Source organism: Paractinoplanes abujensis, assembly GCF_014204895.1.
In the GTDB taxonomy this organism is placed as follows: domain Bacteria; phylum Actinomycetota; class Actinomycetes; order Mycobacteriales; family Micromonosporaceae; genus Actinoplanes; species Actinoplanes abujensis.
The window spans coordinates 2,774,645-2,791,438 of record NZ_JACHMF010000001.1 but is presented as its reverse complement, the minus strand read 5'-3'; the positions used below and the strand labels follow the sequence as shown (position 1 = coordinate 2,791,438).

Genomic DNA, 16,794 nt, shown 5'->3' with positions numbered 1-16,794 from the left:
CATCGTCGCCATGAAGGACCACCCGAACCTCGCCGAGACCGAGCAGGCCATGCGCCAGTACGTCGAGTCGCTCGGTCTCGACTTCGAGGCGGCCATGGCGGTGTCCAGCATCTACCGCGCCGCCAACGCCGTCCGGTCGTACGCGTCCAACGAGGTGCTCAGGCCGTACGACCTGACGTGGACCGGCTTCGTGGTGCTGTGGGTGGTGTGGATCTTCAATGGCATGGAGACCCGCCACGCGGCCGAGGCGGCGGCGATCTCCAAGGCCACGCTGACCGGGGTGGTGAAGACGCTGGAGGGCAAAGGCTGGATCCGCAAGCAGGGCCGCGAGGACGACCGGCGCCTCGTCGAGATCCACCTGACCGCTGCGGGCAGGCGACTGATGGAGGAGATCTACCCCCGCTTCAACGCGATGGAGGCCACACTGGTGGCCGGGCTGCCGCGCCCGAGCCAGGGCGAGATGACCGAGAGCCTGCGCGAGATCGTCAAGACCATCGAGCGCATCGAGCGCCCCTGACCATCCTTCTATGCCCTCGGGTATAGACCGTTCTCCGACCGCCGCCAGATCCGCCCGGGGCCCGTGAACGGCCAGACTTCAGGGCATGCAGAACGGATGGATCCGCCGCGTCGTCATCGGCCTCGCCTGCCTCCCTGTGGCCGCCGTCAGCATCCTGCACACGATGGGCCGCACCGGCGACTTCGGCGTCCTCGGCAAGTGGTACGTGATGCTCCCGCTGACCCTGCTCGGCGTGCTGGGCTGGCTGCTGCTGGAGAGGACGGTCACCGCTTCCGCGCCGTCGCAGGACGAGGACGTCCCGGACCGCACGAACGTCTGAGGCGGTGATGTCCTCGGTCATCGACCCGTAGCGGGCCACCGCTTCCCAGTCGTCGCCGGCCAGTTCCGCCACCTGGCCGGCCGTCCACGGGTGCGAGGCCACCACCTCGTCGACATGCCAAACCCCGTCAACCGCCATCCGTACGCGGGTCTGCTCGATTCCCGTACGCGGGTCGAAGGCGTCGCCCGGCACGCCCTATTGGGTGCGGACGGTCCGCCCGCCGGCCTCGACCGTCCAGTCGCGTCGGCCCGGGCGCACATGGCCGCCGACAGGTCGAGCGCCGTCGCGCCCGCCCCGCGCCGGGCGAACTCGCGGCTGTGGTCGCCGGGCCCGGCCGCGAGTTCCAGCACGGTCCCCGGACGGCCCCCGTGATGCCTCTCGAACCAGGTCAGCAGCGGGCCGACCTCGCGCGCGATGTCGCGATACCCGAACGCGGCCTCGTAAAGATCCGCGTACTCGAACAGCCCACTCATGGCCGATATTGTCGTGTCCGCCTGGGATGCTTTCGGGATGCAAGATGCGTTCGACGTTCTCCGCAGCGAGTTCGGCTCCGAGCCGGGCTCCTTCATGCTGGCTCTGTACGCGGATCGGGTCTGGGATCCGGGTGCGTTCAGCCGCCTGGAACAGGCCATGCGCGTCGCGTGCGAGGAGTGCGCGCAGCGGGAGTCGCTGGAGCGCTGGCTGGTCGAAGGCTTCCACTACGTCTCGACCTGGGTGCCCGACCACACCGGCCACCCCGCTTTCCCCCGGCCCGAGCCCGCGAGCTACTACGAGGCCTGCCTGATCCGGCTCACCGACCTGGCCGACTGGTTCTTCCACGGCTGGCACACCTACCAGGAGCCGCATTACTGGCAGCCGCTGTGAGCCCGTCGCGCCGGGCGGCGGTTTCGGCGGCACCGGGCCGGGTAGTCGTGCGCCCGTGGCTGAGCTGGATGAGGACACCCTCGCGTACGCGCATCGCATGTTCGACCTGGCCCGCTCCGGGGGCACCGAGGAGCTGGTCGGGAACGTGGTGGCGGGGCTGCCGGCCAACCTGACCAACGACAAGGGCGACACGCTGCTGATCCTCGCGGCCTACCACAATCACGTGGACACGGTGGCGGGGCTGCTGGAGCACGGGGCCGACCCGAACCGGGTCAACGATCGCGGGCAGTCGGCGTTGTCGGCCGCGGTGTTCCGGCAGAACGCGGCGACCGTGGAGACGCTGCTCGCGGCGGGGGCCGACCCGGACGGTGGCACGCCGTCGGCGCGGGCCACGGCCGAGTATTTCCAGCTTCCGGAGATGGCGGCCCTGCTCGGCGCGGCCTGAGCCGTCGCGCCCTGTTCGTCGCGGCCCCCGTCCGGCCGCCCCGGCGTACGGGCTTTGCCCTGGTCAAGGGATCTTTCATCGCGGGCAAGAAACACCGCCGAAACATTGACGCGATGCAGAATGCATTCTATGTTGTGGGCTAAGTCACGCACTGGTCACCGTTGGTGACGGAACACCATTGCCGTCCGGCGCCCCCGCCGGCACACCCCTCGGTCGTCCCCAGCCTCATCGCCGCCCCTCCCAATGTGAAGCGGGAGCGATGACCCGCGCCCGGAGGCGGCCATCAGCCAGGGAGCCAGCCCATGTCCCACAGCGTTCAGGAGACCGCCGAAGACCCTCGTAACGTGCCCCCCAGCGTCGACGCCGTCATCGTCGGCGCCGGCTTCTCCGGCCTGTACCTGCTGCACAAACTGCGTCAGCAAGGCCGCACCGCCGTCGTGTTCGAGGCCGGCGCCGGCGTCGGCGGCACCTGGTACTGGAACCGGTACCCGGGCGCCCGCGTCGACGTCGAGAGCCTCGCCTACTCGTACTCCTTCTCCGAGGACCTCGAGCAGGAGTACCCGTGGCAGGAGCGTTACCCCACGCAACCCGAGATCCTCAAGTACGCCAACCACGTCGCCGACCGCTTCGACCTGCGCAAAGACATCGTTTTCCGGACGCGGGTGACCGGCGCGACGTGGGACGACGACCAGAAGGTGTGGCTCGTGCGGACCGAGCACGAGGACGCCGTCACCGCCCGGTTCCTGGTCATGGCGACCGGCTGCCTGTCCTCGCCGAAGCTGCCCGAGATCCCCGGCATCGAGACGTTCAAGGGCACCTCCTACCAGACGTCGCGCTGGCCCCACGAGCAGATCACGTTCACCGGTCAGCGGGTCGGCATCATCGGTACGGGCTCCTCCGGCGTGCAGTCCATCCCGGTGATCGCCGAGACCGCCGCCGACCTGACCGTCTTCCAGCGCACCCCGTCGTACTCGCTGCCGGCCCGCAACCGGCGCCTGCGCGACGACGAGATCGCCGAGATGCGGGCGAACTACCGCGCGTACCGGAAAGCCCAGCGGGAATCGGGAGCCGGAGTACCGGTCGTGGTGCCCACGAAGTCGGCGCTCGAGGTCACGGCGGAGGAGCGGAACGCGGCCTTCGAGCAGGCCTGGGAGAGCGGCAGCCTGGTCAACCTGCTGTCCACGTTCACCGACTTCGCGACGAACCAGGACGCCAACGACACGGCCAAGGCCTGGATCCACGACAAGATCCGCGCGATCGTGCAGGACCCGCAGGTCGCCGAGGACCTGTGCCCGGACTACCCGGTCGGCACCAAACGGCCCTGCCTCGACACCGACTACTTCGAGACGTTCAACCGGCCCAATGTGCACCTGGTCAACCTGCGCCGGACCCCGCTGGTGGAGGTGACCGAGAAGGGCATCCGGACGTCCGAGCGGGAGTACGAGTTCGACGTCATCGTCTACGCCACCGGCTTCGACGCCATGACGGGCGCGCTGACCAACGTCGACATTCGCGGCCGCGACGGCATCTCGCTCAAGGAGACGTGGAGCGCCGGCCCCCGTACGTATCTGGGCATCGGCTCGGCCGGCTTCCCCAACCTGTTCATGATCACCGGACCGGGCAGCCCGTCCGTGCTGTCCAACATGCTCGTCTCGATCGAGCAGCACGTGGACTGGGTCGCCGACGCCGTCGAGCACCTCAGCCGCGAGGGCCTGCGCACGATCGAGCCGACCCCGGACGCGCAGGACGCCTGGGTCGACCACGTCAACGAGCTGGCCAGCTACACGCTCTACCCGCGGGCCGACAGCTGGTACATGGGGGCCAACGTGCCCGGCAAGACCCGCGTCTTCATGCCGTACTGCGGCGGCGTGGGCGAATACCGCAAGAAGTGCGACGACGTGGCCGCCCAGGGCTACGAGGGCTTTTCACTGGCTGCTTAGTTAGGAGATTTCCGTGTCCCGTCGTGAACTGATCGACCCCGAAGTCGCCGTCCCGCTCGACCAGCTGCTGGCGGCCCTGCCCGGCGGCTTCAACGCGGTGCCCGACATCGTGCAGCGCCGCGCCACCGTGCAGGCGATGCTGGCCGGCATCGAGATCCCCGAGAACCCGAACGTCGTCAAGGAGGACCGCACGGTTCCCGGCCCCGAGGGTGAGCCGGACATCACCGTACGGATCTACAAGCCCGCCCACGCCACCGGCACGCTGCCCGGCATCTACTACATCCACGGCGGCGGCATGATCCTGGGCAGCGTCGACGGTGAGGACCCGAACGCCACGTACATCTGCGACGAGGTGCAGGCCGTGGTCGTCTCGGTCGAGTACCGGCTGTCGCCCGAGCACCCGCACCCGGCCCCGGTCGAGGACTGCTACGCCGGGCTGGTGTGGATGGCCAAGAACGCGGCCGAGCTGGGCTACGACCCCCAGCGGCTCGCCGTCTACGGCGCGTCGGCGGGCGGCGGCCTGACCATCGCGACCGCGCTGCTGGCCCGCGACCGGGGCGGCCCGCAACTGACGTTCATGATGCCGATCTACCCGATGATCGACGACACCAACACGACCGCGTCCAGCCACGAGATCACCGACATCGGCATCTGGGACCGGTCCGGCAACATCGAGGCCTGGGCCTGGTACCTCGGCGGCAAACCGGCGGACCAGTACGCCGCCCCGGCCCGCGCCGAGGACCTGGCCGGGCTGCCGCCCGCGTTCATCGACGTCGGCACGGTCGACCTGTTCCGCGACGAGGACATCGCGTTCGCCAAGCGCCTGATGGCCGCCGGCGTGCCGACCGAACTGCACATCCACCCGGGCAGCTACCACGCGGCGGAGACGTTCGCGGGCGAGGCCGCCCTGTCCCGGCGGATCTGGGCGCTGCGCCTGGACGCGTTGCGGCGCGCCCTCACGTAGTTGGGCTGCCGCGGCGTCGACGGCTGTGAGCCCGCCGTACGTCAGTCGTAGTCGTACACGGTCGTGCCGATGCCGCGGGCGCACAGCTCGGCGACGATGAGGGGCTCGATCCGGCTCCACCGGCCCCCGGCGAGGCCGCAACCGATCCGCGGCATGTGGACGGTTGCGGCCAGCCGGTCGGCGTGCGCGGCCACCGTCCGCAGGCAGCGTTCGACGGCGTCGTAGCGGATCGGCGGACCGTTGCTGCCCGTGCGGGTGCCGCGCTGGCCGACCATGTTGGCCACCCAGACGTCCGGCCGCACCGGCACGACCTGGACGGCGCCCAGCCCGAAGTCGTTCGACGCGCGCTCGCGATGCCACTGCCGGTACGCTTTCTCCGGCTCGGGCCAGCGCCGCGACACGGCCAGCACGAAGCCCTTGCCCCAGCCGCCGAGGTCGTTGCACACGTGCGCGATCAGCTTCGGACCCTTGGTCTGCGGGCTCGTCGCATCCCCTTTGACGATCCGCAACGGCACCATGCCCACCATCGTGTCACCGCCGTCGAACGGTTTTAGACTGCCGCCGTGAATGTGGACGACTTCTGGACGTTTCTCGAGGCTTCCGGACGCGACGGGCGCGGGTGACGGGAGCGGGAGGCGTTCCTGGAGCACCGGCTCGCACGGATCGCGCGGGAGCATGTATTCGACTTCGCGCAACACCTGGCGGCCACCCGCGAGCCGGCCAACACCTACCGGCTGTGGACGGCGGCCGACATCATCATGGGCGGGTACTGCAGCGGCGACGCGTTCCACTACTTCCAGATGTGGCTCGTCGGGCTGGGCCGGGAGGCGTAAGAGAATGCGGTGGCCGACCCGGACAGCCTGGCCGGCCAGCCCGCCGTGCGCCGGCTGGCCGGTCTGCCCCGGCCCTGGGCCGACGACGACTATCCGATGTGGGAGTCGCTGGAATACGTGGCCGTGGCCGTGGGTGAGCAGCGGACCGACATCGGCGCGGACGTCCGCGAGGTGGGTGGCTTCTTCGCCCGTCAGGACCCGAATCCGGACGACGTCGACTGGGCCCGGCTGAGCCCCGCCGAGCAAGCGCGCCACTACCCCAGACTGACCGCGCTCTTCTAACCGACGTCGGCGCCGCTGCGGGCGGCGCGGGCGACGCCCCAGTCGTACAGGGCCTGCAGGACCGGGATCAGGGTGCGGCCCTCGTCGGTGAGCTCGTATTCGACGTGGGGTGGCGTCGTGCCCAGGTCGCGGCGGGTGATCAGGCCGTCGGACTCCAGTTCGCGCAGGCGCTGCGTCAGCATCTTCTCGCTGATGCCGGGCGTGCCGCGGCGCAACTCGCCGTAGCGGTGGACGCCGTCCTTGAGCCGGGCCAGCAGCACCGTGCGCCATCGTCCACCGACGACGTCGACGGTCAGTTCCACCGGGCAGCTGTATCGCTTGGGCACGCACAATTATGTGCGTACTTGCCGGTTCCGCGCGGCCCTGCTGAGCTGATCGACATGACACCGACGCTGTACGAGTGGGCCGGCGGCGCCGCGGCTTTCACACGGCTGACCGAGGCGTTCTACGCCCGCGTGGAGAAAGACGACCTGCTCGAGCCGCTGTTCGCCCACATGCCGCCTTCTCATGCCCGCCATGTGGCGACCTGGCTGGCCGAGGTGTTCGGCGGCCCGGCCGACTACACCGCCCACCACGGGGGCTATGCGCACATGCTCGGCAAACACCTGGGGATGGGCATCACCGAGCCGCAGCGCCGCCGCTGGGTCAACCTGATCCAGGACGCCGCCGACGAGGCCGGTCTGCCCGGCGACCCGGAGTTCCGCGCGGCGTTCCTCGCGTACGTCGAGTGGGGCACCCGCCTGGCCCGGCGCAACTCCCAGCCCGGCGCCGACGTGGTGCGCGAGGCCCCGGTGCCCCGCTGGGGGTGGGGCGAGGCGCCGCCGTACCAGCCCTAAGCTGGGGATCATGAGCTTCGACGTCGCCCGCATCCGGTCCGACTATCCCGCGCTGGCCGAGGGGTTCGTGCACTTCGACGGGGCCGGGGGCACCCAGCCCGCCGCGCCCGTGATCGAGGCGATCGCCGCGGCCATGCGGACGGCCGTGTCCAACCGCGGCACCGCGCACGAGCCGGCCCGCCGCTCCGGTGAGATCGCGGCGGCCGCCCGGTCCGCCGTGGCCGACCTGGTCGGCGGGGATCCGGCCGGGGTTGCGTTCGGGCCCAGCGCCACCGCCCTGACCTACCTGGTGGCCCGCACGCTGGCGCAGGGGTGGGGCCCCGGTGACGAGGTGGTGCTGTCCCGGCTCGACCACGACGCCAACGTGCGTCCGTGGGTGCAGACCGGAGCCACCGTACGGTGGGCCGACGTCGATCCGGCGACCGGTGAGCTGCCGGTCGCGCAGTACGCGGAGCTGATCGGGCCGCGCACCAGGCTCGTGGCGGTGACGGCGGCCAGCAACGCCGTGGGCACGGTGCCCGCCGTCCGCGAGATCGCCGACCTGGCCCATGCGGCGGGCGCCCAGGTCTACGTGGACGGGGTGCACGCCACCGCGCACCGGCCGACCGACGTGGCCGCGCTCGGCGCCGACTTCTACGTGACCAGCGCGTACAAGTGGTCGGGCCCGCACTACGCCGCGGTGATCGCCGACCCGGCCGTCTGGGAGCCGCTGCAACCGGTGAAGCTGATCCCGTCACCGTCCGTGGCGCCCGACCGGTTCGAGTACGGAACGTTGAGCTTCGAGCTGCTGGCCGGGGTGACCGCGGCGGTCGACCACCTGGCCTCGCTCGCGCCGTCCGGAGGCCCGCGGCGCGAGCGGGTGCTCGCGAGCATAGCGGCGGCCGAGGAACACGAGAACGGCCTGGCGGCGCGCCTGCTGACCGGGCTGCGGGCGAACGACAAGGTGACGCTCTGCCCGGCCGGCCGGGACCGGTGCCCGACGATCTCCTTCCGGGTCGCCGGCCAGACGCCCGCCGAGACCGCCCGCCTCCTGGGTGAGCAGGGCATCTGCGTCTCGCACGGCGACTACTACGCGGTCGAGTACTTCGAGGCGGCCGGGTTGCGCGCGACCGGGGGAGCGGTGCGGGCCAGCCTCTACCACTACAACACGGCGGAGGAGGTCGACCGGCTGCTGGCGGCGCTCGGCCGGTTGTGATGTCCAGCCGGCTGGTTGTGATGTCCAGCCGGCTGGTTGTGATGTCCAGCCGGCTGGTTGTGATGTCCAGCCGGCTCACCACTGCGGCCCGCGGGCCAGCCGGACCGGCCCGGTCGTCTCGGTCACGTCGACGTCAACACCCTTCTGCCGTACGGTGATGGTCCCCTCGCGGGCGAGCTCGGCCGCCACCTCGCGGGCGGTGCCCATCAGGTCGCGCCACTGCTCGCCCCCGGCGACCCGGGCCGCGTCGCTCGGGCAGATCGTCGACTCGGGTTTGCGGTGCCGCAGCAACGCCCGCATGGCCGAGGCCAGCCTGTGCTTCTGGCCGTCGGTCGTCGGCTCCCACCACGGGTCGCCGCGCTCGCCCAGGGCCACCTTGGCGTCCTGCACCCGGGGGCGGGCCGACTCGGGATCGGTGCGGACGAGCCGGCGGGCCGCCATGAGCTCGTCGACCAGTTCCTGACGCAGCTTCTCGGGAATGGCCGGATCGGTAGCCCGCCATTTGCGGCCGTTGACGACCAGGTAGCGGCCGTCCTCCGTCATCGTGCCCTTGTCGCCGGTGCCCATGCGGTGATGGTGCCCAGCCAGGCGGCTGCTATCCCTCAGACGCCCAGGTCACCGACGACAAGCATCAGCTGGAGGGCAGCTCCGGGTCGTCCTGGCCGGCCTCGACGACGATCCCGCGGTCACCGGCCCGCCAGAGGTCGATGTCGAAGAAGAAGTCCGTCATGTACCGGAACAGTGGCCCGCCCGGGTCGTCCAGCGAGCCGTCGCCGTCGAAGAAGTAGCGCCGGATGTCCCCTCTCCGCGGCGGCCCGTAACGGGCGGAGATCGCGCGGGCCAACGCGTCACGGTCGGCCCGGAACTCCGCCCATGCCCGCTGAAGATCCTGCTCAGCGGTCACGGTCTCGTCGTGGAACTGCCCCGGAAAGGGCTCACTCTCGCGCAGGTCGACGTGGTGGGGTTGCGGCCGGCCCGGCCCGTCCCGCTCGAACGGCTCGGCCAGCAACTCGTGGAGGGCTGTCATCCAGTGGTCCGTCAGGTGCGACGCCGCTTCCGGGGCACTTCGTCGCCGTCGGACCTGGCGCTCTTCTTGCCGATCGCGCCGTTGATCGGCAGCTGGTGGGTGCCGTCGCCGGGCGCCTCGAACGGGACCCCCGTCGACGGTGCCGGCCACCTCGACGAGGTCCCGCGTGCCGGAGATCTCGGCCGACCCGGGCCAGGTGTCACCCTCATCGAGTCTGCCCAGGGGGGCGGTAAAGGTGATGTCGAGCGATCGGGCTGTCATGGCTGCTCCTCTCCGCGCTCCCTCCCGACGGCCGTGGTATCACGGATCCGCCCGCGTCACCGCGTTATCCACAAACGCCACTTGTCCACAGGGCGGACGCGAGACGGCACCGAAGATCGACGAATTGCGCCACACTGCTGCGGGGTGGTGGCCCCCCGGGAGGGTGGGTCATACGGGGCGGATGATCAAGGCACACGCGCCTGGCCGGAATGTGGTGCGGTGCGAATCTGCGCCTTGCGGTGCGGGGTGGACCTGTGCGTTGCGGTGGGGTGCGGGGCCGTGCGGTGAGTTCGGGTGCGGTGCGGTGCGAGGCCGTGCCGTGCGGTTCGGTTCGAGGTAGTGCGGAGCGGGGTGTCGGTCTAGCGCTCTGGCACCCGCGGGCGCCCGCGGGTGCCAGACGTTCGGTGTGCGTCGGCGGGGTTGGGCGCGGGCGGCGGGCGTTCGGTGTGGGTCGGCGGGGTTGGGCGCGGGCGGCGGGCGTTCGGTGTGGGTCGGCGGGGTTGGGCGCGGGCGGCGGGCGTTCGGTGTGGGTCGGCGGGGCTGGGCGCGGGCGGCGGGCGTTCGGTGTGGGTCGGCGGGGCTGGGCGCGGGCGGCGGGCGTTCGGTGTGGGTCGGCGGGGCTGGGCGCGGGCGGCAGGTGTTCGGTGTGGGTCGGCGGGGCTGGGCGCGGCGGGAGTCGCCGGGGAGCGCGTGGTCAGGCCGATGTCAGGGCCGGCTCGGAGTGGGCCGCGGTCGTGCGGGGCAGGCGGTAAGCCAGCACGGCGGCGGCCGCGGCGAAGGCGAAGCCGACGTAAGCCTGCGCGGCCGGGTAGGCGAAGCCCGAGACGGTGAAGAGTGACAGCAGGATCCCGTACGCGATGCCGGGCGCCCGCAAGTCGTGGCGGGTGCGGGCTGTTGCGGTGCCGAGGGCGAGCGCGGCCACGATGAGGAGGACCGAGGCGGACAGGGCGGTTGCAATGAAAGCCGGGCCGTACGCGGTGTCGTTGTTGAGCGCGGGCATGCCGGGAACGCCGGCCAGGTGCGCTCGGCCCAGGCCGGGCTGCACGAAGGCGGCGCTGCCGAAGGTGGCGGCCAGGAAGACGTTGGCGATGACCGTCAGGACGTACGGGATCTTGCTCTTCAGGTGGGTGGTGGCGGCGGCTGTGCCCAGGATGGCCAGCGCGGCGCCGAAGATGCTGGCGGCCAGGTGGCTGAGCAGGAACGTGCCGGTCGTGACGTAGCGCGCGTACGCGTCGAAGTCGTCGATCGAGGGCTGGTGGGTGAGCGTGCTCAGCGCCAGCAGGATGCCGTAGGCGGGCAGGGCCCAGAGGCCGGACGTCATGACAGGAACTCCTTGGCGAGGTCGCGGGCCTGGGCGTGCGCGACGCGGCGGCCGGTGTCGGCGTCGGCGGTGGCCAGGTCGGGGCGGAAGTGGACGGTGCGGATGTCGTCGACGCCGGCCCAGCGCAGCCATCCCTCCACGTACGGGGCCTGGAAGTCGGCGCCGAAAGCCGGGCCGCGGCCGGGGCCGTAGACGGCGCTGGTGTAGATCACGGCGGCGCGTTTGCCGCGCAGCAGGCCGCGGTAGCCCTGCGCGGGGTCGAAGCCGAAGACCAGGCCGGGCTGGCTGATGACGTCGATGAACTGCTTGAGGATGTACGGGATCCCGGCGTTCCACATGGGCACGCTGAACACGTACCGGTCGGCGGCGTCGAAGCGGCGGAACGTGGCGATGGCGGCGTTCCAGGCGTCGGCGGCCGCGCCCTGGGGCTGTTCGCCGGCGAAGACGGCCATCTTGGCTGCGGCGGCGTCGGGGCCGAACGGGGGCAGGGTGCCGTCCCACAGGTCGTACGTCTCGATCGGGGTCGACGGCGAGACGTCGCGGATCGTGTCGAGGAATGTCGTCGCGATGGCGAGGGACTCGGAACGCGGGCCGCGGGGGGAGGCGGAGAGGTGCAGAACCTTGGTCATTGTCGTGCCCTTCGACGAAAGAATGCGTGCGCACGCACATTCTTACTCTGATGCGTGCGCACGCACAAGAGTTGGGTAGGATCGGGTGATGGGCGACACCGACACGGCCGCGTGGGCGGCGCTGCTCCGGGTGCACGCGGCGTTGGTGCCGCGCCTGGACCGTGAGCTCCAGCAGCAGTGCGGACTGCCGCTGACCTGGTACGACGTGCTGCTCGAGCTCAACTCGGCGCCGGATCGGCGGCTCAGCATGGGGGAGCTGGGCGAGGTCGCGGTCGTCTCCCGCACGCGGGTCAGCCGGGTCGTCGACCAGCTCGTGGCGGCGGGCCTGGTCGGCCGTGAGGTCAACCCCGAGGACAAGCGTTCCGCGTACGCGGTGATCACCGCGGAGGGGCGCAAGACGTTGCGCGCCGCGGCGCCCGTCTATCTGGGGGCGATCGAGCGCCACTTCACGTCGCACATGACCGCGACGGAGTCGCGCAGCGTGGCGACCGCCCTGGAGAAAGTGCTCAGTGCTGGGCGATGAAATCGCGGTCGTGATAGACGAGGCGGCCGCCCGGCGGGCCCAGCAGCACGTCGTGGATCTCGGCGATCACGACGGTGGAGGTGCCCACCGGGACCAGCTGCAACGGGGTGCCGCGCAGGGCGGCCAGCGCCGTCGTCAGGGCCGGCTCGCCGGTGGGCAGCACCTCCCAGCCCTGGCCGGGCGCGAAGCGGGGGCCGTGCGGGCCCGCGAACGTGCGGGCCAGCGCGGCCGAGGCCGGGCCGAGCAGGTTGACCACGAAGCTGGGCGCTCGCAGCAGGGCCTGGGCCGACGGCGAATCCATGACCGAGAACGACAGGGCCGGCGGCTCCAGCGACACCGAGGCGACGCTGGAGGCGGTCAGCCCGACCGGGCCGGCCGCGGTGATGATCGCTACGCCGGTGGGGTAGCGGCGGAAGGCGGCCTTGAACCCGGTGGTGACGCTCGTCTGCACGCCGGAACCGTAAAACCTCAACCTTGGTTCACGTCAACGTGTGCAAGATCGCAATGGTCACCAAGGCGGGCATGCAGGCCAGCGTGGAGAGGAAGACGGTGTCGCGGGCGAGCACCACGCCACGGCCGAAGGCCTGCGCGTACAGGAAGACGTTCTGCGCGGCCGGGAGCGCGGCGAGCACGGTGACCGCGTACGTCCCGGCGGGGTTCAGACGCAGGACCGACGCGAGCAGGAAGGCGATCGCGGGCATGACCGCGGCCTTGAGGACGACCGCGGCCAGCACGGGCACCCGGTCGGGGCCGGATTCGAGCAGGCGGCGGCCCGAGAGCGACATGCCGAACGCGACCAGCACCACCGGCGCGGCCGCGTCGCCCATCGCCGCGACCGGCTCGGTGAGCACTGACGGCAGCCGTACGCCGGTGACGGACACGACGATGCCCAGGAGCACGGCCACCGTGAGGGGGCTGCGCAGGGGCACGGTCAGTGACGTACGCCAGGAGGTGTGCCCGGTCGTGGCGATCTCCAGCAGCGTCACCGTGACCGGCATGAAGACGAGCAGTTGCAGCATGAAGATCGGCACGACGAGGGCGGTGTCGTCGAGCACGTACATCGCGATCGGGATCCCGATGAAGGCCGCGTTCACATAGCCCGCGCCGAGCGCGCCGACGATCCGGGTGCCGAGGTCACGGCCGCGCGTGGTCACCGTGTGCAGGGCGAAACAGAGGATCGCCGCGACGGCCGAGACGAGCAGCGGCTCCGTGAGGAGCGCGCCCGGGTCGGCCGCCGCGGCGCTGGTGAACAGCAGGCACGGGGAGAGGACCGTGTACGCGAGCTTGCCGGCCACGGACTCGGTCCCGGCGGGCAGCCGGCCCCAGCGGGCGGCCACCCATCCGGCGACCACGATCACGCCGATGACGGCGAAACCGGAAAGAGCCGACATCACCGCCCGTTACGAGCGCGGAGTGGCGAGCTCACGATCGATCGCGGCGGTCAGCTCGGCGTCGTCGGGCGTGACGCGCGGGGAGAAACGTCCCGCCACCTCGCCCGTACGGGAGATCAGGAACTTCTCGAAATTCCACTGGACGTCCTGGTCGCCGGCCAGCTCGTCGTAGAGCGGGTGCCGGTCGGGACCCAGCACCGAGATCTTCGAGAACATCGGGAACTGGATCGAATACGTGCTGCGGCAGAACTCGGCGATCTCCTCGTCGGTGCCGGGCTCCTGCCCCGCGAAGTCGTTGGCCGGGAACCCCAGCACGGCGAAGCCCTGACCGCTGAGCTGCTCGTGCAGCTTCTCCAGGCCCTCGTACTGCGGGGTGAGGCCGCACTTGGAGGCCACGTTGACCACCAGCAGCACCTGGCCCGCGTAGTCGCCGAGCGTCGCGTCCTCGCCGGTGATGGTCTTCAGCGGGATCTCTTGAATCGCCGTCATGTTCTGCCGCTCCTGTGGGAACCAAGTTCCGGACCTGGCAAACGGTACATCCGGCCTGGCCGGGGTACGTGCCGAGGGTGACCGACCTGAACGTCCCGCTGGCCCTCGACGAGATCGGGGCGCCGCACAGCGCCAGCGGCGAGGAGGTGTGGACGCACGACCTCAGCGGCGTCGCGCCACCGGCCCGGCCGGCCCGGCGCTGGACGCCCAAGCGCGTGGTGGCGACCCCGCCCGCCTACGACCACCCGCACGGCCTGCGGATCATGGCGCGGCTCGAAGCCCTGGGCCTCGAGGTCGAGCGGCTCAAGACGGCCCGGCTCACCGGCGTGCGCGGCGAGAACGACCGGCAGACGTACGCCCGGGCCAAGTCGACCCTGGCCGTCGTGGTCAGCCCGCCGTCGCGGCGCAAGCTGCAGCCGATCGCGCCGAGCGCGGACTGGCGCGTCGACCTGGCCGAGGGCTGCCCCGCCCACTGCCAGTACTGCTACCTGGCCGGCTCGCTGTCGGGCCCGCCGGTCACCCGCGTGTACGCCGACCTGGACGACATCCTCGACGGGCTCGCCGACTACGTCGGGCAGGGACGGGTCACCAGCCGCCGGGCGGCGCGCCGCGACGAGGGCACGACCTTCGAGGCGTCCTGCTACACCGACCCGCTGGCGCTGGACCACCTGACCGGCAGCTGGCAGCGGGCCGTCGAGCACTTCGGGGCCTGGGACGCGCCGGTGCAGCTGCGCTGGACGACGAAGTTCGGGGACGTGGACGCCTTCGCCGGGCTCGCGCACCACGGGCGTACGCGGGTGCGGTTGAGTGTGAACTGCCTGCCGGTGACCACGCGGATGGAGGGTGGCACCTCGCCCTTGGCGGAGCGGATCGCGGCGCTGCGCACGCTGGCGCTCGACGGTTACGCCGTAGGCCTGACCATCGCGCCGATCATGCCGGTGGACGGCTGGCGCGAGCACTACGGCGAACTGCTGGACGCGGTGGCGGCCGCCGTCGACGGGGTGCCGGGTCTGGACCTGACCGCCGAGCTGATCACGCACCGGTTCACCCCGGGCAGCAAGGAGGTGCTGCTCGGCTGGTATCCGCGGACCCGGCTGGAGATGGACGAGGAGACTCGCAGCCGCAAACGCGGCAAGTTCGGCGCGGTCAAGTACGTCTACCCGCCGGACGTGATGGCTTCCCTGCGCGGCTGGTTCTCCTCGGAGATCGCCGCGCGGCTCCCCGCCTGCCGGATCCTCTACTGGACCTAGCTGAACGCTCCGGAGTTGATACGGCCGCGGTGGCGAACCGCTGACCGGCACCCCGTCCGGGGGCGGAGGGCCTCGCCGAGCCGGTCAGCTCGGGGAGACCCTCCGTCGCGTCAGCTCGCGTACGTCTCGAACTCGGCCACCCGCGGCGCCGAGCTCGCGCTCGTGATCTCGAATGTGACCTTCTTGAGCGAGGTGGGCGTGAAGCTGATGACGCCCGCGCCCGAGCCGGTCTTGAGCACCGCGCCCGTGTCGCCGTTGAGCACCCGGTAGGCGGTGACCGCCGGTGACACCTCGCGGATGGAGATGCGGCCGACCGTGGTGGCCGCGCTCCACTTGATCGAGATGCTGCCGGTGGTCCCGCTGGGCGACCAGTACGTGCTCAGGCTGCCGTCCTTGACGTTGCCGTAGCTGGTGCCGCCGGCCTTGCTCGACCCGTCGGCGCCGCCGCTCAGGCTCAGGTTGGCGCCGCTGGGCTGGGTCGGTGTGGGCGCCGGGGTGGTCGGGGCCGGCGTGGTCGGGCCGGGTGTGGTCGGGACCGGCGTGGTGGGCTGCGGGCCCGTGGCGGAGCAGCTGCCGGTCGACGTGCGGATGCCGGTGCCGGCGCCCGCGGTCGAGCGAACGACGTCCGGGGTGCAGGAAGCGCCGTCCAGCCGGTACGAGTACGGGACGCTCACCGTGGTCGTCGAGGCCATGCCCGGGCCGGCCGGTTTGTGGTCGCTGCTCGTGGCCGACCACGTCACGTTGTCGAGGATGTTGCCCGCGGTCTGCCAGTAACCGGCGGCGTCGGTGTAGAACGTGCCCAGGACATCCTTGGAGTTCTGGAAGTAGTTGTTCTCGACCTTGGCCCGGGCGCCGGCGCGCGAGTTGATGCCCGATTCGTTCAGGCTGTAGTAGTAGTTGTTGTAGATGTGCGCGACGCCGCCGCGCAGCAACGGCGTACGGGAATCGATGTTCTGGTAGTAGTTGTGGTGGAACGTGACGAAGCCGTTGGACGTGTCGCTCTCGCTCGAACCGATCAGTCCGCCCCGGCCCGAGTTGCGCAGGATGCTGTAGGACAGGGTCACGTACTGCGTATTGTCCTTCATGTCGAACAGGCCGTCGTAGCCCTCCGACTCGCCGCCCGACGCTTCCAGCGTGACGTGGTCGACCCAGACGTTGCGGACCGTGCTCTCCATGCCGATCGCGTCGCCGCCGTTCGACGTGGGCGAGCCCGACTTCTTGACGTTCCGCACCGTCACGTTCTGGATGATGATGTTGCTGGAGTCCCGGATGTGGATGCCGAGCTGGTCAAAGACCGCGCCGCCACCCACCCCGATGATCGTGACGTTGCTGATCTCCTTGAGCTCGATCTTGTCGGCCGCGGTGTTGCAGCTGCTGCCGGAGACCTTGGTCGTGTTGCCGTGGTTGATCGTGCCCGAGACCTCGATCGTGATCGGGGTGCTGCTGCTGGCCCGGCCGCACAGGGCCTGGTGGATCTGGGTGCCGGTGGTGGCGCGCACGGTGGTGCCGCCGTTGCCGCCGGTCGTGCCGCCGTTGCCCGACGCGTAGCCGGTCGCGGAGCCCACCGCGGCCGCGCTCGCCTGGGGCAGGGGCAGGGCGACGACGATCGCCGCCCCCACGGCGCCGGTCGTCAGCGCCACCAGGGCGCTTTTGGCTGAACGTTTCATGGCTGTCTCGCTCCTCTTCGCATACCGGGCGCTGCCACTAC

Annotated in this window: 23 protein-coding genes; 13 read left to right on the top strand and 10 right to left on the bottom strand. The window is 71.1% G+C overall.

Annotated features, from left to right (window positions below):
• Window positions 1-10: 10 nt before the first annotated feature.
• The 7 genes from BKA14_RS12520 (at window position 11) to BKA14_RS12490 (ending at window position 5,049) form a co-directional block, all read left to right on the top strand.
• Window positions 11-517: a MarR family winged helix-turn-helix transcriptional regulator gene (locus BKA14_RS12520; protein ID WP_184951092.1), complete on the top strand. Its 507-nt coding sequence runs from the start codon at window positions 11-13 to the stop codon at window positions 515-517.
• A gap of 85 nt (window positions 518-602) precedes the next feature.
• Window positions 603-836 (top strand): hypothetical protein, encoded by a 234-nt coding sequence (locus tag BKA14_RS12515; protein WP_184951091.1) that lies wholly within the window; start codon window positions 603-605, stop codon window positions 834-836.
• Window positions 837-950: 114 nt separating this feature from the next.
• Window positions 951-1,208, top strand: coding sequence for a hypothetical protein (locus BKA14_RS12510; protein ID WP_184951090.1), 258 nt, complete (start codon window positions 951-953; stop codon window positions 1,206-1,208).
• A gap of 138 nt (window positions 1,209-1,346) precedes the next feature.
• Window positions 1,347-1,700: a hypothetical protein gene (locus BKA14_RS12505; RefSeq protein ID WP_184951089.1), complete on the top strand. Its 354-nt coding sequence runs from the start codon at window positions 1,347-1,349 to the stop codon at window positions 1,698-1,700.
• Between the two features lie 55 nt (window positions 1,701-1,755).
• Window positions 1,756-2,145 carry an ankyrin repeat domain-containing protein gene (locus tag BKA14_RS12500; RefSeq protein WP_203722787.1) on the top strand — a complete coding sequence of 130 codons (390 nt, stop codon included), beginning with the start codon at window positions 1,756-1,758 and terminating at the stop codon, window positions 2,143-2,145.
• A 302-nt stretch (window positions 2,146-2,447) separates the two neighbouring features.
• Complete coding sequence (locus BKA14_RS12495) at window positions 2,448-4,085, top strand: flavin-containing monooxygenase (RefSeq protein WP_184951088.1); 1,638 nt, start codon at window positions 2,448-2,450, stop codon at window positions 4,083-4,085.
• A gap of 13 nt (window positions 4,086-4,098) precedes the next feature.
• Window positions 4,099-5,049: an alpha/beta hydrolase gene (locus BKA14_RS12490; protein WP_184951087.1), complete on the top strand. Its 951-nt coding sequence runs from the start codon at window positions 4,099-4,101 to the stop codon at window positions 5,047-5,049.
• A 41-nt stretch (window positions 5,050-5,090) separates the two neighbouring features.
• Here BKA14_RS12490 and BKA14_RS12485 read toward each other — a convergent pair whose 3' ends face one another.
• The gene (locus tag BKA14_RS12485) at window positions 5,091-5,576 is read right to left on the bottom strand and encodes a macro domain-containing protein (protein WP_239093558.1); all 486 of its coding nucleotides are present in this window, start codon (window positions 5,574-5,576) and stop codon (window positions 5,091-5,093) included.
• A gap of 114 nt (window positions 5,577-5,690) precedes the next feature.
• On the opposite strand from BKA14_RS12485, the gene BKA14_RS45535 reads away from it, so the two are divergent.
• Together BKA14_RS45535 and BKA14_RS12475 are read left to right on the top strand one after the other, a co-directional pair.
• A complete protein-coding gene (locus BKA14_RS45535; RefSeq protein ID WP_184956716.1) occupies window positions 5,691-5,882 on the top strand; it encodes a DUF4240 domain-containing protein in 192 nt (63 codons plus the stop codon).
• A 9-nt stretch (window positions 5,883-5,891) separates the two neighbouring features.
• A complete protein-coding gene (locus BKA14_RS12475) occupies window positions 5,892-6,164 on the top strand; it encodes a hypothetical protein (protein ID WP_184951086.1) in 273 nt (90 codons plus the stop codon).
• Here the strand turns inward: BKA14_RS12475 and BKA14_RS12470 are convergent.
• Window positions 6,161-6,490 (bottom strand): winged helix-turn-helix transcriptional regulator, encoded by a 330-nt coding sequence (locus tag BKA14_RS12470; protein ID WP_184951085.1) that lies wholly within the window; start codon window positions 6,488-6,490, stop codon window positions 6,161-6,163. The two genes, BKA14_RS12475 and BKA14_RS12470, sit on opposite strands and share 4 nt — an antisense overlap.
• 54 nt (window positions 6,491-6,544) lie before the next feature.
• Between BKA14_RS12470 and BKA14_RS12465 the strand changes: the two genes are divergently transcribed.
• Window positions 6,545-7,000 (top strand): group II truncated hemoglobin, encoded by a 456-nt coding sequence (locus BKA14_RS12465; protein ID WP_184951084.1) that lies wholly within the window; start codon window positions 6,545-6,547, stop codon window positions 6,998-7,000.
• Window positions 7,001-7,010: 10 nt separating this feature from the next.
• Entirely contained in the window at window positions 7,011-8,195 is a 1,185-nt protein-coding gene (locus tag BKA14_RS12460; protein WP_184951083.1) for a cysteine desulfurase-like protein, read from the top strand.
• A gap of 75 nt (window positions 8,196-8,270) precedes the next feature.
• Here the strand turns inward: BKA14_RS12460 and BKA14_RS12455 are convergent, their stop codons facing one another.
• From BKA14_RS12455 to BKA14_RS12440, 4 genes are all read right to left on the bottom strand, one after another.
• On the bottom strand, window positions 8,271-8,762 hold the full coding sequence (locus BKA14_RS12455; RefSeq protein ID WP_184951082.1) for a DUF3253 domain-containing protein: 492 nt from the start codon (window positions 8,760-8,762) through the stop codon (window positions 8,271-8,273).
• Between the two features lie 64 nt (window positions 8,763-8,826).
• Window positions 8,827-9,222, bottom strand: coding sequence for a hypothetical protein (locus BKA14_RS12450; protein WP_184951081.1), 396 nt, complete (start codon window positions 9,220-9,222; stop codon window positions 8,827-8,829).
• Between the two features lie 955 nt (window positions 9,223-10,177).
• The gene (locus BKA14_RS12445; RefSeq protein ID WP_184951080.1) at window positions 10,178-10,804 is read right to left on the bottom strand and encodes a hypothetical protein; all 627 of its coding nucleotides are present in this window, start codon (window positions 10,802-10,804) and stop codon (window positions 10,178-10,180) included.
• On the bottom strand, window positions 10,801-11,433 hold the full coding sequence (locus tag BKA14_RS12440) for an FMN-dependent NADH-azoreductase (RefSeq protein WP_184951079.1): 633 nt from the start codon (window positions 11,431-11,433) through the stop codon (window positions 10,801-10,803). The genes BKA14_RS12445 and BKA14_RS12440 overlap by 4 nt, the downstream gene beginning before the upstream one ends.
• An 88-nt stretch (window positions 11,434-11,521) precedes the next feature.
• Here BKA14_RS12440 and BKA14_RS12435 point away from each other — a divergent pair, with 88 nt between their 5' ends.
• Window positions 11,522-11,956 carry a MarR family winged helix-turn-helix transcriptional regulator gene (locus BKA14_RS12435; protein WP_184951078.1) on the top strand — a complete coding sequence of 145 codons (435 nt, stop codon included), beginning with the start codon at window positions 11,522-11,524 and terminating at the stop codon, window positions 11,954-11,956.
• On the opposite strand, the gene BKA14_RS12430 is transcribed toward BKA14_RS12435, so the two are convergent.
• The 3 genes from BKA14_RS12430 to BKA14_RS12420 are packed head-to-tail and all read right to left on the bottom strand — an operon-like array spanning window position 11,940 to window position 13,836.
• Entirely contained in the window at window positions 11,940-12,407 is a 468-nt protein-coding gene (locus BKA14_RS12430; protein ID WP_184951077.1) for a flavin reductase family protein, read from the bottom strand. The genes BKA14_RS12435 and BKA14_RS12430 overlap by 17 nt on opposite strands.
• 28 nt (window positions 12,408-12,435) lie before the next feature.
• Window positions 12,436-13,347: an AEC family transporter gene (locus BKA14_RS12425; protein WP_221477256.1), complete on the bottom strand. Its 912-nt coding sequence runs from the start codon at window positions 13,345-13,347 to the stop codon at window positions 12,436-12,438.
• Between the two features lie 9 nt (window positions 13,348-13,356).
• Complete coding sequence (locus BKA14_RS12420; protein ID WP_184951075.1) at window positions 13,357-13,836, bottom strand: glutathione peroxidase; 480 nt, start codon at window positions 13,834-13,836, stop codon at window positions 13,357-13,359.
• Window positions 13,837-13,913: 77 nt separating this feature from the next.
• On the opposite strand from BKA14_RS12420, the gene BKA14_RS12415 reads away from it, so the two are divergent.
• Window positions 13,914-15,086 (top strand): spore photoproduct lyase family protein, encoded by a 1,173-nt coding sequence (locus BKA14_RS12415; protein WP_203722794.1) that lies wholly within the window; start codon window positions 13,914-13,916, stop codon window positions 15,084-15,086.
• 110 nt (window positions 15,087-15,196) lie between these two features.
• Here the strand turns inward: BKA14_RS12415 and BKA14_RS12410 are convergent, their stop codons facing one another.
• Complete coding sequence (locus BKA14_RS12410; RefSeq protein WP_184951074.1) at window positions 15,197-16,753, bottom strand: pectate lyase family protein; 1,557 nt, start codon at window positions 16,751-16,753, stop codon at window positions 15,197-15,199.
• Window positions 16,754-16,794: the final 41 nt, after the last annotated feature.

Excerpts from the sequence above, each read along its gene's own strand:
- BKA14_RS12520 (WP_184951092.1), top strand. The coding sequence starts at position 11 with ATGAAGGACCACCCGAACCTCGCCGAGACCGAGCAGGCCATGCGCCAG.
- BKA14_RS12515 (WP_184951091.1), top strand. The coding sequence starts at position 603 with ATGCAGAACGGATGGATCCGCCGCGTCGTCATCGGCCTCGCCTGCCTC.
- BKA14_RS12510 (WP_184951090.1), top strand. The coding sequence starts at position 951 with ATGCCAAACCCCGTCAACCGCCATCCGTACGCGGGTCTGCTCGATTCC.
- BKA14_RS12505 (WP_184951089.1), top strand. The coding sequence starts at position 1,347 with ATGCAAGATGCGTTCGACGTTCTCCGCAGCGAGTTCGGCTCCGAGCCG.
- BKA14_RS12495 (WP_184951088.1), top strand. The coding sequence starts at position 2,448 with ATGTCCCACAGCGTTCAGGAGACCGCCGAAGACCCTCGTAACGTGCCC.
- BKA14_RS12485 (WP_239093558.1), bottom strand. The coding sequence starts at position 5,576 with ATGGTGGGCATGGTGCCGTTGCGGATCGTCAAAGGGGATGCGACGAGC.
- BKA14_RS12465 (WP_184951084.1), top strand. The coding sequence starts at position 6,545 with ATGACACCGACGCTGTACGAGTGGGCCGGCGGCGCCGCGGCTTTCACA.
- BKA14_RS12460 (WP_184951083.1), top strand. The coding sequence starts at position 7,011 with ATGAGCTTCGACGTCGCCCGCATCCGGTCCGACTATCCCGCGCTGGCC.
- BKA14_RS12455 (WP_184951082.1), bottom strand. The coding sequence starts at position 8,762 with ATGGGCACCGGCGACAAGGGCACGATGACGGAGGACGGCCGCTACCTG.
- BKA14_RS12450 (WP_184951081.1), bottom strand. The coding sequence starts at position 9,222 with ATGACAGCCCTCCACGAGTTGCTGGCCGAGCCGTTCGAGCGGGACGGG.
- BKA14_RS12445 (WP_184951080.1), bottom strand. The coding sequence starts at position 10,804 with ATGACGTCCGGCCTCTGGGCCCTGCCCGCCTACGGCATCCTGCTGGCG.
- BKA14_RS12440 (WP_184951079.1), bottom strand. The coding sequence starts at position 11,433 with ATGACCAAGGTTCTGCACCTCTCCGCCTCCCCCCGCGGCCCGCGTTCC.
- BKA14_RS12435 (WP_184951078.1), top strand. The coding sequence starts at position 11,522 with ATGGGCGACACCGACACGGCCGCGTGGGCGGCGCTGCTCCGGGTGCAC.
- BKA14_RS12425 (WP_221477256.1), bottom strand. The coding sequence starts at position 13,347 with ATGTCGGCTCTTTCCGGTTTCGCCGTCATCGGCGTGATCGTGGTCGCC.
- BKA14_RS12420 (WP_184951075.1), bottom strand. The coding sequence starts at position 13,836 with ATGACGGCGATTCAAGAGATCCCGCTGAAGACCATCACCGGCGAGGAC.
- BKA14_RS12410 (WP_184951074.1), bottom strand. The coding sequence starts at position 16,753 with ATGAAACGTTCAGCCAAAAGCGCCCTGGTGGCGCTGACGACCGGCGCC.